General features: G+C 54.0%; 9 protein-coding genes and 2 pseudogenes. 1 reads left to right on the forward strand and 10 read right to left on the reverse strand.

All coding sequences use genetic code 11. The annotated features are described in order from the left end of the window. Window positions 1-6: 6 nt before the first annotated feature. The 4 genes from malP to glpE all read right to left on the reverse strand — a co-directional run bounded on the left by malP (window position 7) and on the right by glpE (window position 4,562). Complete coding sequence (malP, locus tag HP572_RS18335) at window positions 7-2,511, reverse strand: maltodextrin phosphorylase (RefSeq protein ID WP_240583962.1); 2,505 nt, start codon at window positions 2,509-2,511, stop codon at window positions 7-9. Between the two features lie 42 nt (window positions 2,512-2,553). Beyond that, window positions 2,554-3,312, reverse strand: coding sequence for a DeoR/GlpR family transcriptional regulator (locus tag HP572_RS18340; RefSeq protein WP_010277854.1), 759 nt, complete (start codon window positions 3,310-3,312; stop codon window positions 2,554-2,556). A gap of 24 nt (window positions 3,313-3,336) precedes the next feature. Beyond that, on the reverse strand, window positions 3,337-4,170 hold the full coding sequence (gene glpG, locus HP572_RS18345) for a rhomboid family intramembrane serine protease GlpG (protein ID WP_240583963.1): 834 nt from the start codon (window positions 4,168-4,170) through the stop codon (window positions 3,337-3,339). 68 nt (window positions 4,171-4,238) lie between these two features. After that, window positions 4,239-4,562 carry a thiosulfate sulfurtransferase GlpE gene (gene glpE / locus HP572_RS18350; protein ID WP_010277860.1) on the reverse strand — a complete coding sequence of 108 codons (324 nt, stop codon included), beginning with the start codon at window positions 4,560-4,562 and terminating at the stop codon, window positions 4,239-4,241. 338 nt (window positions 4,563-4,900) lie between these two features. Between glpE and glpD the strand changes: the two genes are divergently transcribed. Then, entirely contained in the window at window positions 4,901-6,400 is a 1,500-nt protein-coding gene (gene glpD, locus HP572_RS18355; RefSeq protein ID WP_205555274.1) for a glycerol-3-phosphate dehydrogenase, read from the forward strand. Window positions 6,401-6,489: 89 nt separating this feature from the next. Here the strand turns inward: glpD and HP572_RS23020 are convergent. The 6 genes and pseudogenes from HP572_RS23020 to glgB form a co-directional block, all read right to left on the reverse strand. Further along, window positions 6,490-6,573, reverse strand: a pseudogene (locus HP572_RS23020) (glycogen/starch/alpha-glucan phosphorylase); the annotation flags it as partial. A gap of 609 nt (window positions 6,574-7,182) precedes the next feature. Beyond that, window positions 7,183-9,630 (reverse strand): glycogen phosphorylase, encoded by a 2,448-nt coding sequence (gene glgP, locus HP572_RS18360; protein WP_240583964.1) that lies wholly within the window; start codon window positions 9,628-9,630, stop codon window positions 7,183-7,185. Between the two features lie 75 nt (window positions 9,631-9,705). Further along, on the reverse strand, window positions 9,706-11,145 hold the full coding sequence (gene glgA, locus HP572_RS18365; protein ID WP_205552160.1) for a glycogen synthase GlgA: 1,440 nt from the start codon (window positions 11,143-11,145) through the stop codon (window positions 9,706-9,708). Between the two features lie 28 nt (window positions 11,146-11,173). Continuing rightward, window positions 11,174-12,451 (reverse strand): glucose-1-phosphate adenylyltransferase, encoded by a 1,278-nt coding sequence (gene glgC / locus HP572_RS18370; protein ID WP_039498123.1) that lies wholly within the window; start codon window positions 12,449-12,451, stop codon window positions 11,174-11,176. Between the two features lie 35 nt (window positions 12,452-12,486). Beyond that, window positions 12,487-14,463 carry a glycogen debranching protein GlgX gene (glgX, locus tag HP572_RS18375; RefSeq protein WP_240583965.1) on the reverse strand — a complete coding sequence of 659 codons (1,977 nt, stop codon included), beginning with the start codon at window positions 14,461-14,463 and terminating at the stop codon, window positions 12,487-12,489. Next, window positions 14,464-16,642, reverse strand: a pseudogene (glgB, locus tag HP572_RS18380) (1,4-alpha-glucan branching enzyme). Window positions 16,643-16,957 lie beyond the last annotated feature (315 nt).

Raw genomic sequence — 16,957 nt, forward strand, 5'->3', positions numbered from 1 at the left:
CTTTTCCTAAAGATGCGCCTGCCAAATGCGCGTCTGGTAATCATGAATCGCCCGGTCCGAACTGAACATCCCCATTCTGGCGGTATTCAGCACACAGCGGCGCGTCCATTCATCCGGCTCACGGTAAAGCGCATCAACACGCTGCTGCACCTCGCAATACGGTGCAAAATCGGCCATTAACATATAGGGATCGCCCAGCTTCAGCAGGCTATCCAACAGCGGGGCAAACGCATTTTTATCCCCCTGACTGAACGCGCCGCTCGCTAGCTCATTCAGCACTTCACGCAGCAGCGGCGTCACGGCAAGGCAGTCAGACGGCTCATAGCCCTGCGCCTGTAGCGCTTTTACCTGTTCAACGGTGTGACCGAAAATGAACAGATTGTCTTCACCGACCTGCTGCGCCATTTCTACATTCGCCCCGTCCAGCGTGCCGACGGTCAGCGCCCCGTTCAGCGCCAGCTTCATATTGCCCGTGCCGGACGCTTCTTTACCTGCCGTTGAAATCTGTTCAGACACATCCGCAGCAGGAATCATCCGTTCGGCTAGCGAGACGCGATAGTCCGGCGGGAAGACAACCTTCAGGCGATCGTTAACGCGGCGATCCTGATTAATGACCGCGGCGACCCGGTTAATGGCGTAAATGATGTTTTTCGCTAATACATAGCCCGGCGCCGCTTTGGCACCGAACAAAAAGACGTGCGGCACTATATCCAGATGCGGATTGTCACGCAATTGACGATATAGCGCGAGGATATGCAGCAGATTTAAATGCTGGCGTTTGTACTCATGCAATCGCTTGATTTGCACATCAAACAGCGCCTGCGGATCGATCACGATGTCATACTGCTGGCGGAGATAGGTCGCCAGCTGCGTTTTATTATCAGCCTTGATTTGTCGATAGCGCTCACGAAAGCCAGCATCGTCAGCATAGGGTTCCAACCCTTGCAGCGCGGGCAGATCATTCACCCACGGCGTGTGCAGCGTGTCGTCGATCAGCGCGGACAACGCCGGATTGCACTGCTTTAGCCAGCGGCGTGGCGTAATGCCGTTGGTGACGTTATGGAATTTGGTCGGCCACAGCTGGTGATATTCCGGGAACAGATCTTTCACCACCAGTTCCGAATGCAGCGCCGCCACGCCGTTGACCGCAAAGCAGCTGACGACGCACAGGTTTGCCATGCGAATCTGGCGCTGGTGGCGAATCGCGAGCTTCGCCCATACCTGTCGATCGCCGGGCCATTGCTTTTCGACCTGCGCCTTAAACTGCGTATCAATTTGCCGAATGATAGACAGGTGGCGCGGAAGCAGGCGACCAAGCAGCCGTTCGTCCCAGCGCTCAAGCGCTTCCGGCATCAGCGTGTGGTTGGTATAGGCAAAGGTGCGTCCGGTTATCGACCAGGCTTCATCCCACGGTATCTGATGCTCGTCCAGCAGCAGTCGCATCATTTCGGGGATCGCCAGCGTCGGGTGAGTATCATTAAGCTGGATGACTTCATAATCCGGCAATGTCGACAGCGCGCGCCCCGCGTTAAGATGACGGCGCAGAATGTCGGCCACCGAACAGGCGCAGTGGAAATACTGCTGCATCAGGCGCAGGCGTTTGCCCGCCGCATGATTGTCATTCGGATACAGCACGCTGGTCAGGCTGGCGGCGGAAATCCCCGCCTGTGCCGCCCGCAGATAGTGCCCTTCATTGAATAGCGTCAAATCAAACGGATCGCGATGCGTCGCACGCCACAAACGCAGCGGCTGCGCGGCACCGTTGTGATAGCCAATCACCGGCAGGTCACAGGCTTCACCTCTGAAAACGGTATCCGGCAGCCAGCGCAAGGTTCCGTCAGTTTGGGGTTGCAGACGCCCGCCAAACCCGACATCCACCGCCAGCTCCGCACGCGGTAAAAACCACGGATAGGTATCGCGCTGCCAGTCATCGGCCGTTTCCTGCTGCTTTTCCTGCGCAAAATGCTGACGGAACAGGCCGTATTGGTAGTTGAGGCCGTAACCCGTGGCAGGCTGCCCCACCGTTGCCATCGAATCCAGAAAGCAGGACGCCAGCCGACCTAATCCGCCGTTGCCTAAACCAGGATCGGTTTCCTGTTCCAGAATATCGCTCAGGTTCAGCCCCTGCTCGGCGAGCACGGCGGCTACTGCGTCATACCAGCCCAGATTCAGCAGGTTGTTGCCCGTCAGACGGCCGGGCAGAAACTCCATCGACAGGTAATTCACATGGCGCTGAGGCGTATTGGCAGCAGGAGACGTTGGCGAAACGGAGTGCATCAGCAGTTGTTCAGACAGCGCAAGGCTGACGGCGCGCCAGCACTGCACTGGCGTCATCGCGTTCAGGGACGCGACGCCACCGAGCCGCTGTTGGCGGCGCAGCGCGGCGGTAAATTCTGATGCATCAAAGGCAATAGCGGGACGGGCGGAGGAAACGGGCTGCGTTAAAGCCTCTGAACGTTTTGACGATCCTGATACTTTTGCAGAACCCGACTTTCTTGAAGAATCTGACATCGTGCCTCCTCCTTTGTCCATCATGGAAAAGGCACATCGGGTTCAACACAACTCCAACTGTACCTTATGTTGTTCAATGATTTTCAGTACGCTGGGTGGTGGTGACTGATCGGTAAAAAGATAGTCTATCAAATCCATGTTACCCAAATTCACCATCGCATTACGACCAAATTTGGAATGGTCCGTCACCAGCATGACGCAGCGAGAATTTTCAATAATCGCCCGTTTTGTGCGCACTTCATGGTAATCAAACTCCAGTAATGACCCATCCATGTCAATACCACTGATGCCCAAAATGCCGAAATCCAAGCGGAACTGAGAGATAAAATCCAGCGTCGCCTCACCCATGATACCGCCGTCGCGGGTACGCACTTCGCCACCGGCCAAGATCAGGCGAAAATCCTCTTTTGCCGTCAGCAGCGTTGCCACATTCAGGTTATTGGTGACGACGCGCAGATCCTTATGCTGCATCAGCGCATAGGCCACGGCTTCGGGCGTGGTACCGATATCGATAAACAAGGTCGCGCCGTCTGGAATTTGGCTCGCCACCCGACGGGCAATGCGCGCTTTTTCATCCGACCACATCATTTTACGGTCATGGTAGGCCGTGTTAACCGAGCTGGACGGCAATGCCGCGCCGCCGTGGTGGCGATGGATTTTATTCTGCTCGGCCAGATCGTTCAGATCGCGACGAATGGTCTGCGGGCTCACCGCAAAATGCTCCACTAGCTCTTCAGTACTGACATAGCCCTGCTGGCGCACCAGCTCAATAATGGCGTCATGCCGTTGTGTCTGCTTCACATTTATCCCCTAAGACGCCCCGATTTACCGGGGGTTTGTTTTATTATACGTGTCCCAAAAGGCCATCAATAGCCCGACAACCAGACCAGCCACATGCGCCGCATTCGCGATCGACATGCCTAAAATATCGAAATATCCGGCGACCAGCCACAGTAAAGCGAAGGCCATCAAGCTGCGCGGCATGGATAAATAACCGTCAGGCTCTCGTTCCCCTCGCAGCCAGACATAGCCCATCAGGGCATAAACCACACCCGACAGGCCACCAAAATGGGTGCCGCTAAACCAGGACTGCGCCCAGCCGCTCACCAGCGCGGAAACCAGCGTGATGACCAGCAATTTTCCGGTTCCCAGCACTTTCTCAACCGGGCCGCCCAGATACCACCACCACATGAGATTGAACAAAATGTGCAGCAGGGAAAAGTGCAACAAAACATGACTGGACCAGCGCCACACCTCTATCTGTTGCCCCTCAGCCGGGAACGCCAGCCACACCATCACGCTCTCATAGCCCGAAATCTGCATCAGGATGAACACCGCGATCGTCACGACCATCAGGGATAGCGTCAGCGGGCCTGCCTTTTGCTTCAGCGTTTGCAGGTAAGAGTAGCGTTGGTATTGAATGCCGGTATCCATCGATCCCGTTTGCCAACTGGCCGCCAGATAGCGCGGGTTTGTCGGGTCGCGCAGAAAAACCTCTAGTTCTCCCTGAACCTTGCTCAGTTGGGCTTCATCTTCCAGCCACAGTTCAGCTTCATGCCCCTGAGGCCGCATTTCCAGATGGACCTGCTGTGTACGCATGTAGTCAACAAATGCCTGAGCCAGACGCGGGTTGGAGAGAGCAATAACGCGAATCATCATAGCGGGAAGCGCCAGTGAGTAGGTTGAGTTAGGAACATGATAATAAAGGTTCTTTAATCGTCATGCGATCAGGCTTGCGCCTGCGTGTCTTGCGGGTAGCGGTTTTGCCAGGCCTCAAAGCCACCATCGATACTGTACACCGAATCAAACCCCAGGCTAATCAGGTACTGTGCGGCATTGCGGCTGCTAATGCCGTGGTAGCAAATCACCATGACCGGTGCTTCGAGGTCAGCGCCGCGCACGAAGTCAGACAGCGTCTCGTTCGTCAGGTGCGTCGCGCCGGGAACATGGGCTGCGGCAAAGCTCTGTGGATCGCGAATATCAACAACAACGCCCCCTTCCTGCCAGCGGGAATGGGCTTGATCAATACTGATAGCTTCAAATTGTTCCATCGAAAGTGACAACCTTGTTAATAATGGACAGGATGTTAGTAACCACTGACGTCATGGCAACCCGAGGCGTCATTGTAACCCGCCTTCAACGGCATAAAACCCATCTGATTATAAGGTTATTTATAAAAACAGTGCTTCACTAGTGTGGAGAGTAACGACAAAACAGCACAATTCCAGCCGAATATCCCTTCTTTTAATGTGACAACTATCATCATATTGTTAGGTTCGTCACGCATAAATGTTTTTATTTGGTTAACCATTGGCTGGTTTGTTTGTTTTCGATTATCATAATGCTCGAAAACGAACATTTTGATTTATTCGAGGGTGGAGGAAGAAACGTGGAAACCAAAGATCTAATCGTTATCGGCGGCGGAATTAACGGTGCAGGCATCGCCGCAGATGCGGCTGGGCGAGGGTTATCAGTCCTGTTGTTGGAAGCGCAGGATCTTGCCTGTGCCACGTCCTCCGCCAGTTCCAAGCTGATTCACGGTGGCCTGCGCTACCTTGAGCACTATGAGTTTCGTTTGGTCAGCGAAGCGCTGTCTGAGCGCGAAACGCTGCTGAAAATGGCCCCGCACATTATTTTCCCCATGCGCTTTCGTTTGCCCCATCAGCCGCACCTGCGTCCGGCCTGGATGATTCGTATCGGCCTGTTCATGTACGACAACATCGGCAAACGCGTCAGCCTGCCTGCCAGTAAAGGGCTGAAATTCGGCGCAGATTCTGTGCTTAAGCCTGAATTGAAGCAGGGCTTTGAATATTCTGACTGCTGGGTGGACGATGCGCGTCTGGTGGTGTTAAACGCGCAGGAAGTGACAAAACGCGGCGGAGAAGTCCGTACCCGCACTAAAGTGACCCGCGCTCGCCGTGAACAAGGCGTATGGATTGTGGATGCGGTTGATTCACTGACTGGCGAAACCTTCACCTGGCGCGCCAAAGGTCTGGTGAACGCCACGGGCCCGTGGGTGAAAGAATTCTTTGATGACGGCCTGCAACTGAAATCGCCTTACGGCATCCGTTTGATCAAAGGCAGCCACATCGTGGTGCCAAAAGTTCATAACCAGCCGCAGGCGTATATTCTGCAAAACAAAGATCACCGTATTGTGTTCGTGATCCCGTGGCAGGATGACTACTCAATCATCGGCACGACCGACGTGGAGTACAAAGGCAATCCGCACGATGTGAAGATCGATGACAACGAAGTCGCCTACCTGCTGGACGTGTATAACGACCATTTCAAACAGCAGCTTACGCGTGACGATATCGTCTGGACCTACTCTGGCGTGCGCCCTCTGTGTGATGACGAGTCCGATTCTCCACAGGCGATTACCCGTGACTATACGCTGTCGGTCGATGATGATAACGGTCAGGCTCCACTGCTTTCCGTGTTTGGCGGCAAGCTGACGACATACCGTAAGCTGGCAGAGCACGCGCTGGATAAGCTGCACAAATACTACCCGCAAGCGGGTAAAGCCTGGACGAAAGGCGCAGTACTGCCGGGTGGAGATATCGCTGGCACGCGTGATGACTACGCCGCCGCACTGCGTCGCCGCTTCAACCTGCCTGAATCACTGACGCGCCGTTACAGCCGCACCTACGGTTCAAACAGCGAACTGATTCTGGCAAACGTGAAAGGCCTCAGCGACCTGGGTGAAGATTTCGGTCATGACCTGTATGAAGCAGAACTGCGCTATCTGGTCGAAAAAGAATGGGCCGTTATGCTTGATGACGTCATCTGGCGCCGCACCAAACTGGGCATGCGCTTCGATGACGCACAGAAACAACGCATCAGCGACTGGCTGGAAAACCATTACCAGCAGATAGCAAAAGCGGGCTAATCAGCGGTTATCACAAGCGCCTTTTAGTGCAAATACAAAAGCGCCGTAGGTTTTTGCCTACGGCGCTTTTTCATATCATCAACGCGCAATCACAACCGTATCGGTTTAATATTCCAGATATCCTCTGCATATTCGCCGATGGTGCGGTCAGACGAGAAATAGCCCATGTTGGCAGCAGCGCAACGGGGAATATCAAGCACGCCAATGCAGCTTGAAGTTGTCTCAATATATCAGGATGATACAGTATCAATATTGGCTTTAATGTTATGAGTAATACAATTAAGGATGATGATGAACCAGGATACATCGTTAGAAGCAGGTAATAATAGGGTAAAGATAAACAAGTCATCTGTTATTTATATTTTTTTATCACCAACGTTTCTTTGGTGTTTTTTATCATTCTTATATGCTTTTTTTTGCGGTGATCGATATAGTGATACTAATTTTTTTAATAGCTGGGATTTTGCGGCAGGAATTATTATATCCGGTTACATCATACTTGTTGGGATTGTTTCTATTTGCTTACATTTCATAATGAAAAAGTATTTTATGGTCACGATGGCGGGCTTTATTTTTTTATTTATCATTACAGCCATAGATTTGGATTACATAGATTCATTTTTATTTTTTATCATTCTGCTCACTATTCCAATCTTTGGCTCATTGACTTTGAGATATCTGCATAAAAAATACATGCATCATGAGGACTAACGATAATAAACAGGCGCTCATTGAGCGCCTGTTGTCTTTTTAAAAATTAACCCTCAAGAGGTCTTCTCTCATCACAATCGTATCGGTTTGATATTCCAGATATCTTCTGCATATTCGCCGATGGTGCGGTCAGACGAGAAATAACCCATGTTGGCAATATTCTGGACGGCACAGCGTGCCCATTCGTCCTTTTTCTCATACAGCTCATCAACCCGATCCTGCGTATCCACATAACTGCGGTAGTCTGCCAGTAGCTGGTAGTAGTCGCCAAAATTCACCAGTGAATCAAACAGGTCGCTGTAGCGTCGGCTGTCATCAGGGCTGAAGACGCCTGTAGTAATTTGTGTCAGTACACGGCGCAGTTCTTCATCCTGATCATAATACTGTCGCGGGTTATAGCCGCTCTGACGCAGCGCTTCGACCTGCTCAGCCGTATTGCCAAAGATAAACATGTTCTCTTCGCCAATGTGTTCCAGCATTTCGACATTCGCCCCATCCAGCGTGCCAATCGTCAGCGCGCCGTTCAGAGCAAACTTCATATTACTGGTCCCGGATGCTTCCGTCCCCGCCAGCGAGATCTGTTCAGAGAGATCGGCTGCCGGGATGATCAACTGTGCCAAGCTCACGCTGTAGTTCGGGATGAAGACGACTTTCAACCGATCGTGCAGGGTCGGATCGTTGTTGATCACCTTCGCGACGTCGTTGATCAAGTTAATAATGTGCTTCGCCATGTAATAGGCGGATGCGGCTTTGCCCGCAAAAATGACGACACGCGGCACACGCTCGACCTCGGGGTCATCCTTAATGCGGTTATAGAGTGTGATAACGTGCAGCACGTTCAGCAGTTGCCGTTTGTATTCGTGAATACGCTTAATCTGCACATCAAACAGCGACTCAGGGTTAACCACAATATTCAGCGTTTCCGCCATATAGGTCGCCAAGCGCACTTTGTTCTTCAGCTTCACCTTACTGATTTTCTGCACAAACGCTGGATAATCGATGTGCTGTTTCAGCTCGCTCAGTTGGCTCAGGTCGGTGCGCCAGGTCTGCCCAATGGTGTCATCCAGCAGTTTGGAGAGCGACGGGTTAGCCAGCGCCAGCCAGCGCCGCGGCGTCACACCGTTAGTTTTATTGCAGAACCGATTAGGGAAGAGGCGGGCGAAATCAGCAAACAGAGACTGCACCATCAGATCCGAATGTAGCTCCGATACGCCGTTCACCTTATGGCTGGCGACCACGGCCAGCCACGCCATCCGCACCTTACGCCCGTTGTTTTCATCAATGATGGAAACCCGCGCCAACAGATCGTTGTCATCAGGCGCTTCTTTCTGAACGTACTCCAGAAAATGTTCGTTAATTTCGAAAATCAACTGCAGATGGCGCGGCAGGATTTTACCCAGCATATCAACCGGCCAGGTTTCCAGCGCTTCCTGCATCAGCGTATGGTTGGTGTAGGAGAAGACTTTTCTCACCACCGTCCACGCCTCTATCCATTTAAATTTATGCTCATCAATCAGCAAACGCATCAACTCAGGGATAGCCAGCACCGGATGCGTATCGTTCAAGTGAATAGCGAACTTCTCCGCCAAATTGCTGTACGTTTTATGCATCATCCAGTGGCGATTGAGAATGTCCTGCACCGTGGCGGAAACCAGGAAGTATTCCTGACGCAAACGCAGCTCGCGGCCTGAATAGGTGGAATCATCGGGATACAGCACGCGCGACACGTTTTCCGAGTGGTTTTTATCTTCCACCGCCGCAAAGTAGTCGCCCTGATTAAATTTACCCAGATTGATTTCGTTACTGGCCTGCGCGCCCCACAGACGCAAAGTATTGGTGGCGTCGGTATCAAAACCGGGAATGATTTGGTCGTAGGCACAGGCAATGACTTCTTCCGTTTCCAGCCAGCGCATTTTGCTGCCTTCCTGCTGGATTCGGCCGCCGAAGCGCACTTTGTAGCGCGTGCTGTGGCGCGGGAATTCCCATGCGTTGCCGTATTCCAGCCAGTAGTCCGGCGATTCCGCCTGCCTGCCGTTAACAATATTCTGTTTGAACATACCGTATTCGTAGCGAATACCGTAGCCGCGCCCCGGCAGCGCCATCGTCGCCAGCGAATCCAGGAAACAGGCCGCCAGACGCCCCAGACCACCGTTCCCTAAGCCGGGATCGTTTTCTTCCTGTAACAGATCGTCCAGCTCCAGCCCCATGCCATCCAGCGCGGCCTTCAGATCGTCATACAATCCCATCGCCAGCAGCGCGTTCGACAGCGTCCGCCCAAGCAAAAATTCCATCGACAGGTAATAGACCTGCCGCACATCCTGCGAAAGCTGTGCCCGATTTGAGCGCAGCCAGCGCTCCACCATCCGGTCACGCACGGCCAGCAGCGTGGCGTTCAGCCAGTCATGTTTATTCGCAATGGAGGGATCTTTCCCCACGCTAAACATGAGCTTGTAAGCAATAGAGTGTTTCAGCGCTTCCACACTGAGCGTTGGTGAAGTATAGATAAACGGCGAGTTCATAATATTCATTCCCAAGTGAGTGTTACCCTACCCTGTCGTTTTCAGATTGCACGAGGATGACGCGCAGCAGGAAAACTAGTGGGTATACAAGCGTTGATAGAGCGCACCATAAGCCTGAGCAGCAACCTGCCAACCAAAATCCATCGCCATCGCCTGACGCTGCACATAGCGCCATAACGTGGGTCGGGACCACAACACAAACACACGACGAATCGCGCGGGATAGCGATCCCACACTGCAATCGTTAAAGACGAACCCACTTGCCAGCCCATCCGCCAGATTCTCCAGCGAACAGTCCGATACCGTATCCGCCAGCCCGCCAGTTCGGCGCACCAGCGGCAACGTGCCATATTTCAGGCCGTAGAGCTGCGTTAACCCGCAAGGCTCAAATCGGCTCGGCACCATGATGACATCCGCGCCGCCAATAATGCGGTGCGAGAAGGACTCGTGATAGCCAATCTGTACGCCAACCTGACCGTGATATTCCGCCGCAGCCGCCAGAAAGCCCTCCTGTAAATCCGCATCCCCTGCGCCTAGCACCACCAACTGTCCGCCCTGTTCCAGCAGATCCGGCACCGCACTTAGCGCGATATCGAGCCCTTTCTGACTGGTCAGGCGACTGACGATGGCAAAAACCGGTGCCTTGTCGTCCACCTTCAGGCCCATCGCCGTTTGGAGATGCCGCTTGTTTGCGGCTTTGTCCGCTAAAGCATCTCGGGAGTAATGGCTGGTGAGTAAAGGATCGTGTGCCGGATTCCAAATCGTTTCGTCTACACCATTGAGGATGCCGGACAGCCGTCCTTCTTCTTCCCGCGTTTTCAGCAAGCCTTCCATACCGTAGCCATAAGCCGGCAGCGTAATCTCGTGCGCGTAGGTTGGGCTCACGGTCGTAATATGGTCAGCGTAGTACAACCCCGCCTTGAGATAGGAAATCTGGCCGTAAAACTCCAGCCCGTACACCTGAAAGAACTCGCTCGGCAGTTGGAGATTCGGCATATGCCGGGCATCAAACAGCCCCTGATAGGCCAGGTTGTGAACGGTAAAGACCGATTTCGCCGGACGGTTGCGCGCCGCCATATAGGCGCAGGTCAGCCCCGCGTGCCAGTCATGGGCATGCACAACATCAGGTCGCCAATACTGATCCAGCCCGCCTGCCATTTCGCATCCCATCCACCCCAGCAGCGCAAACCGCAGGTAGTTGTCGGCATACGCATAAAGCGCCGGGTCGTGATAAGGGCTGCCCGCGCGTTCATACAGCTCAGGCACATCAATCAAATAAATACCAACGCCGTTAAAATGGCCGAACAGCAGCGTGACGTGTCCCGCGAAGGTATCCAGCTCACGCACGACCTGTAGGTTGGCGATGCCTTTTTTCAGATCGGGGAAGGCAGGCAGGATGACACGGGCATCCATACCCGCCGCAATCTGCGCGCCGGGCAACGCACCAGCCACATCCGCCAGTCCACCGGTTTTCAATAGTGGAAATAGCTCCGAACAAACATGTAAGACCCGCATTATTACTCCCGTTTTGTTCCGATGGTGTTTACAGCTTTTCCAACATTGATCGCGTGACCAGCACGATCCCCTCTTCTGAACGGTAAAAACGGCGGCTATCCTCTTCCGCGTTTTCACCAATCACCATGCCTTCCGGCAAGTGGCAGGCACGATCGATGACACAACGGCGTAAACGGCAGGAGCGCCCCACGTTGACATCCGGCAGGATCACCGTCGAATCGATACTGCAAAACGAATTCACCCGCACGCGCGGGAACAGCACGGAATGCGTGACCACAGAACCGGAGACGATGCAGCCCCCGGATACCAGCGAGTTCATCGTCATGCCATGACTGCCGGAACGGTCTTGAACAAATTTGGCGGGCGGCAGCGATTCAATCGCGGAACGAATCGGCCAGTGCCGATCGTACACATCCAGCTCCGGCGTAACGGACGCCAAATCGAGATTGGCGCGCCAGTAGGCTTCCAGCGTGCCGACATCCCGCCAATACTGGTGTTCATCTTCGCCCGACGTGACACACGACAGCGTAAAAGGATGCGCCCAGGCCAGACGCTGCGAGACAATCTTCGGAATCAGGTCCTGCCCAAAGTCGTGGGCAGAATCCGTCGCGTTACGATCCGCTTCCAGTAATTGATAAAGATAGTCCGCATTAAAAACATAGATCCCCATGCTCGCGAGCGCCATATCGGGGTTATCCGGCATCGGCGTCGGGTTATCCGGTTTTTCGGCAAAATCGAGGATGCGATGCTGTTTGTCCACACTCATGACGCCAAAGGCGCTGGCTTCTTCTATCGGTACGGGCAAGCAGGCGACGGTACATTCCGCCCCCTTCTCCACGTGATCGATCAGCATGCGTGAGTAGTCCATCTTGTAGATGTGATCGCCTGCGAGGATCACCACATACTCCGCACGATAGCGCCGAATGATGTCGAGATTCTGACAAACCGCATCCGCCGTTCCCCGATACCAGTGATCGGTCGAATGGCGCTGCTGCGCAGGAAGCAAATCGACAAATTCGTTCATTTCTGCGTTCAGAAATGACCAGCCGCGCTGAATGTGCTGCACCAGCGTATGCGACTGGTATTGCGTAATCACGCCAATACGGCGGATGCCGGAATTCAGGCAGTTAGAGAGCGCGAAATCAATAATGCGAAATTTGCCGCCAAAATGGACGGCGGGCTTGGCACGCAACGCCGTCAGCCCTTTCAGTCGCGTTCCACGGCCTCCGGCCAAAATTAATGCCACGGATTTCAAAGGGAGCTGTCTTGCCAACATCAGAGGGTCATGCTTGTCGTTATTCACCATGGCTATCTCCTGATTATTCTTTTAATGGCTTGCGCTTAGGCGGTCTGTTTTATCAAGACGCCTACCGCCTGCGCTTGTCCGTGCCAAACTCCACCCTCAGGCGGATTCGTCTCATCAAACGGCGGTGAAACCTGCCAGTGGCCTTCTGGCAAAATGAATGCACCGGCATGTAGGCTGGCGTTAAACAACACGAGCCAACGACCGGAAAGTAAAATCTGTAGCTGATGCTCCCCTTGCTCCCATTGCTGCGGCGTCAAAGGCTGCCCTTCTCGGTTCAGCCACTGCACCGCGCCATCCCCTTCTTGCCACCACGTTTCCTGCTGTAATGCCGGAATCGTGCGGCGTAACTGGATCAATCCGGCGACAAACTCACGCAGTGTGCTATTCGCATTTTCCCAGTGCAGCCAGGTCAATTCGTTGTCCTGACAGTAGGCGTTGTTGTTGCCCTGCTGGCTGTGTCCCAGTTCATCGCCCGCCAGCAGCATTGGCGTTCCCTGCGACAGAATCAGCGTCGTCAGCAGTGCCTTCTGGCTGGCCAGTCGGCGTTGAAGGATGTCGTCATCGGCTTCCAGCCCTTCCGTGCCGTGGTTATTGCTGAAATTGCTACCTGTGCCGTCGCGGTTGCCCTCGCCGTTGGCGTCATTGTGCTTGTGGTTGAAACTCACCAGATCGCGCAGCGTAAAGCCGTCATGGGCCGTCAGTTTGTTGATAGAGGCGTAAGGCAGGCGGTCACGCTGCTGGAAGATGTCGCTGGAGGCAGCAAAACGGCGGGCGAATGCGCCAAGAGAAATGTCACCATGCAGCCAAAAGCGGCGCATATCGTCACGGTAGCGGTCGCTCCACTCGGCAAACGGTGTCGGGAATTGACCGAGCTGATAACCGCCATGCCCGATGTCCCACGGTTCGGCGATCAGCTTGCAGCCCTGTAAGCGGCTATCATTTTTCATGGCAGACAGCAGCGGCGCATCGGCGTGAAAATCCGGGGTACGCCCCAGCACCGTTGCCAGATCGAAGCGGAAACCATCAACGTGGCAGACCTCGCGCCAGAAGCGCAAGCAGTCCATCACCCAATCCATCACCGCCGGATGATTCAGGCGCAGCACATTGCCGCAGCCGGTCCAGTTATGGTATTCGCCGTTGTCATCCAGCCAGTAGTAGCTACGGTTGTCGATACCGCGCTGGCACAGCGTTGGCCCTTCAACGTCCAGCTCGGCGCTGTGGTTAAACACCACATCCAGAATGACCTCGATACCCGCGTTGTGCAGCGCCTTCACCGCATCGCGAAATTCATTCAACGCATCGTCACCCGCGGCCAGGCTGTTATCTACGGCAAACGGCAGCAGCACGTTATAGCCCCAGTAATTACGCAGCCCCAGTTGCTGAAGCCGAGGTTCATCGGCATGCTGCTGCACCGGAAGTAGCTCCAGCGCTGTCACACCCAGCGACGTCAGATAATCAATCATCACCGGATGGCCTAACGCCGCATAGCTACCGCGAATATCTTCGGGGATATCGGGATGCAGTTGCGTCAGCCCGCGAACATGCGCCTCATAAATCACCGTCTGATTCCAGGGCGTTTGTGGATGCTGGTCATCCTGCCAGTCGTAATCCTCAGCCGTAACGACGCACTTCGCCATGATGCCAGCGCTATCGCGCTCATCACGTTGATCAATCCCGCCTTGCAGGCAAACGTCATCCACCACCCAGCCGTCAAGCTGGCGCGCGCACGGATCCAACAGCAGTTTATGCGGATTGAAGCGCAAACCCTGCGACGGTTCAAACGGCCCATCGACCCGGAAACCGTAGCGTAGCCCCGGCCGTGCATCGGGGAGATAGCCATGCCAGATATCGCCGCTGCGTGCGGTCAGTTCGATGCGCTGTTCCTGCTGACGTTCATCAAACACGCACAGCTCAACCCGCTCTGCATCTGCCGAAAACAGGGCGAAATTCACGCCCTGTCCATCAAAACTGGCTCCCAGCGGCGTCGGTTTGCCCGTCTGCAATTCTGCCATTTACGTCTCCTTCACCAGATACAGCGTGGCAAGCGGCGGAATGGTCAGAACCAGAGAATGCTGGCGCTGGTGGCTGGCCTGCTCCTCGCTGTAAATCGTCCCGATATTGCCCGCATCGCTACCGTTGTAGTGAACCGAATCCGTGTTGATCGCTTCCCGCCAGCCGCCCGGCTGATTGATGCCAATCCGATAGCCGTAACGCGGCACCGGCGTGAAGTTGCTGACCACCAGCACTTCATTGCCTTGCTCATCACGCCGGACAAAGGCAAAGACTGAGTTTTCCCGGTCATCCACCACCAGCCATTCAAAGCCCTGCGGCTGGAAATCCAGCTGATACAGCGACGGCTGCTGCCGATAGTAGTGGTTGAGATCGCGCACCAGCGTCTGCACGCCGCGGTGCCAGCCTTCCGGTTCATCCAGCAGATGCCAGTCCAGACTGGCATCGTGGTTCCACTCACGCCCTTGCGCAAATTCGCCGCCCATAAACAGCAGCTTCTTGCCGGGATACGCCCACATAAAGCCGTAATACGCGCGTAAATTGGCAAATTTCTGCCAGACATCGCCCGGCATGCGATCCAGCAGCGAGTGCTTGCCGTGCACCACTTCATCGTGAGACAGCGGCAGCACGAAATTCTCGCTATAGGCGTACAACATGCCGAATGTCAGCAAATCGTGATGGTATTTACGGTGAACCGGATCGAGCTGCATATAGGCCAGCGTGTCGTGCATCCAGCCCATATTCCACTTGTAGTTAAACCCTAAACCGTTGCAGTCCGGCGGCAGCGTGACGCCCGGATAATCGGTGGACTCTTCAGCCAGCGTGATCGCCGCGGGCGCGGCATGACCCAACATGTGGTTGGTGTAGCGTAGAAACGAGATGGCTTCGAGGTTCTCTTTGCCGCCGTAATGGTTCGGCACCCACTGGCCTTCGCTGCGGCTGTAGTCGCGGTAAATCATGGAAGCCACGGCGTCGACCCGCAGGCCGTCGATGCCATAGCGCTCCATCCAGAACAGCGCATTGCCCGCCAGATAGTTACGCACTTCATGGCGGCCATAGTTATAAATCAGCGTGTTCCAGTCCTGATGATAGCCTTCGCGCGGATCGGCGTATTCATACAGCTCAGTGCCGTCAAACTGTGCCAAACCGTATTCGTCGCCGGGAAAATGCCCCGGCACCCAGTCCAACAGGACGTTGATGCCCGCCTCATGGAGCGCATCAACAAAGGCTCTGAACTCCGATGCAGTGCCGAAACGGCGCGTTGGCGCATACAGCCCCAGCGGTTGATAGCCCCAGCTACCATCGAACGGATGTTCGTTAATCGGCATCAGCTCCACGTGCGTGAAGCCCATGTACTGCACATAATCAATCAGTTGATTCGCCAATTCCTGATAGCTCAGCCAGAAATTGTTATCCGTATGCCGCCGCCAGGAACCGAGATGAACTTCATAAATGGAGATCGGTGAACGCAGGCCGTTCGCCTCACGTCGGGCGTCGCTGGTCGGGACTTTCTCAGGCAGCGGCGTAATCAGCGATGCGGTATCCGGGCGCATCTGCGCTTCAAACGCATACGGGTCGGCCTTCAGCCGGATGTTGCCGTGGCTGTCGATCATTTCGTATTTGTAGAGCTGTCCCGCTTTCACATCGGGCAGAAACAGTTCCCAAATACCGTTTTCCTGTCGCAGTCGCATCGGGTGACGTCGGCCATCCCAGAAGTTGAACTGCCCCACCACGGAAACGCGCTGAGCATTCGGTGCCCAGACGGCAAAGCGCGTGCCTTCAACGCCGTCCAGCGTTTCCAGATGGGCACCTAGCCGCTCGTAAGGTCGCAGGTGGGTACCTTCAGCCAACAGCCAAATATCCATATCCTGCAACAGCGGGCCAAAACGGTAAGGATCTTCAATCACCCAGGTTTCTTCACCCCAGGTCACGGCCAGTTGATAACGGAAGGCATTTTTCCGGCGCGGCACCAGACCACAAAAAAAACCGCGTTCGTCTATACGTTCCAGCTCGACACATTTTTCGTCCATTGCTGGCATCCACAACCCAGACTGCCTGCGCATCCGGCAGCAGTGCACGAACTTCAAGACCTTTGGAGGAATGATGCATACCTAACAGCGAAAACGGGTCGGCATAGTGCCCGGAAATAAGTGAATTAATCGCCTCAGAAAACGCTGACATGGTATCCATCCTCTGATTAACCATTTGAATTAAATAAATAAGTAATATAAAAAACGCATTACGTTGCGCTTATATTCTCCCGTTACTTATTTTTAACAAAAAACCAATAAAAATAACGGGTTATTAGCTTGCTAATGAATAACGGCGACGTGTAAAAATAATGAATACTATGAAAGAGTTCTTGAACCACGCCCCCTAATTCAGCGTAGTCAAAGAACGCAGAAATATCCGAGAACGGATGAAATTTTTCCGTTTATATTTATATGAATAAGTTATGACACGGGATAATTAGCATCTTTTGTTTAAAGATCGATT

Source organism: Pectobacterium sp. PL64 (assembly GCF_022477975.1).
In the GTDB taxonomy this organism is placed as follows: Bacteria; Pseudomonadota; Gammaproteobacteria; order Enterobacterales; family Enterobacteriaceae; genus Pectobacterium; species Pectobacterium jejuense.

Excerpts from the sequence above, each read along its gene's own strand:
- malP (WP_240583962.1), bottom strand. The coding sequence starts at position 2,511 with ATGTCAGATTCTTCAAGAAAGTCGGGTTCTGCAAAAGTATCAGGATCG.
- glpG (WP_240583963.1), bottom strand. The coding sequence starts at position 4,170 with ATGATGATTCGCGTTATTGCTCTCTCCAACCCGCGTCTGGCTCAGGCA.
- glpE (WP_010277860.1), bottom strand. The coding sequence starts at position 4,562 with ATGGAACAATTTGAAGCTATCAGTATTGATCAAGCCCATTCCCGCTGG.
- glgP (WP_240583964.1), bottom strand. The coding sequence starts at position 9,630 with ATGAACTCGCCGTTTATCTATACTTCACCAACGCTCAGTGTGGAAGCG.
- glgA (WP_205552160.1), bottom strand. The coding sequence starts at position 11,145 with ATGCGGGTCTTACATGTTTGTTCGGAGCTATTTCCACTATTGAAAACC.
- glgC (WP_039498123.1), bottom strand. The coding sequence starts at position 12,451 with ATGGTGAATAACGACAAGCATGACCCTCTGATGTTGGCAAGACAGCTC.
- glgX (WP_240583965.1), bottom strand. The coding sequence starts at position 14,463 with ATGGCAGAATTGCAGACGGGCAAACCGACGCCGCTGGGAGCCAGTTTT.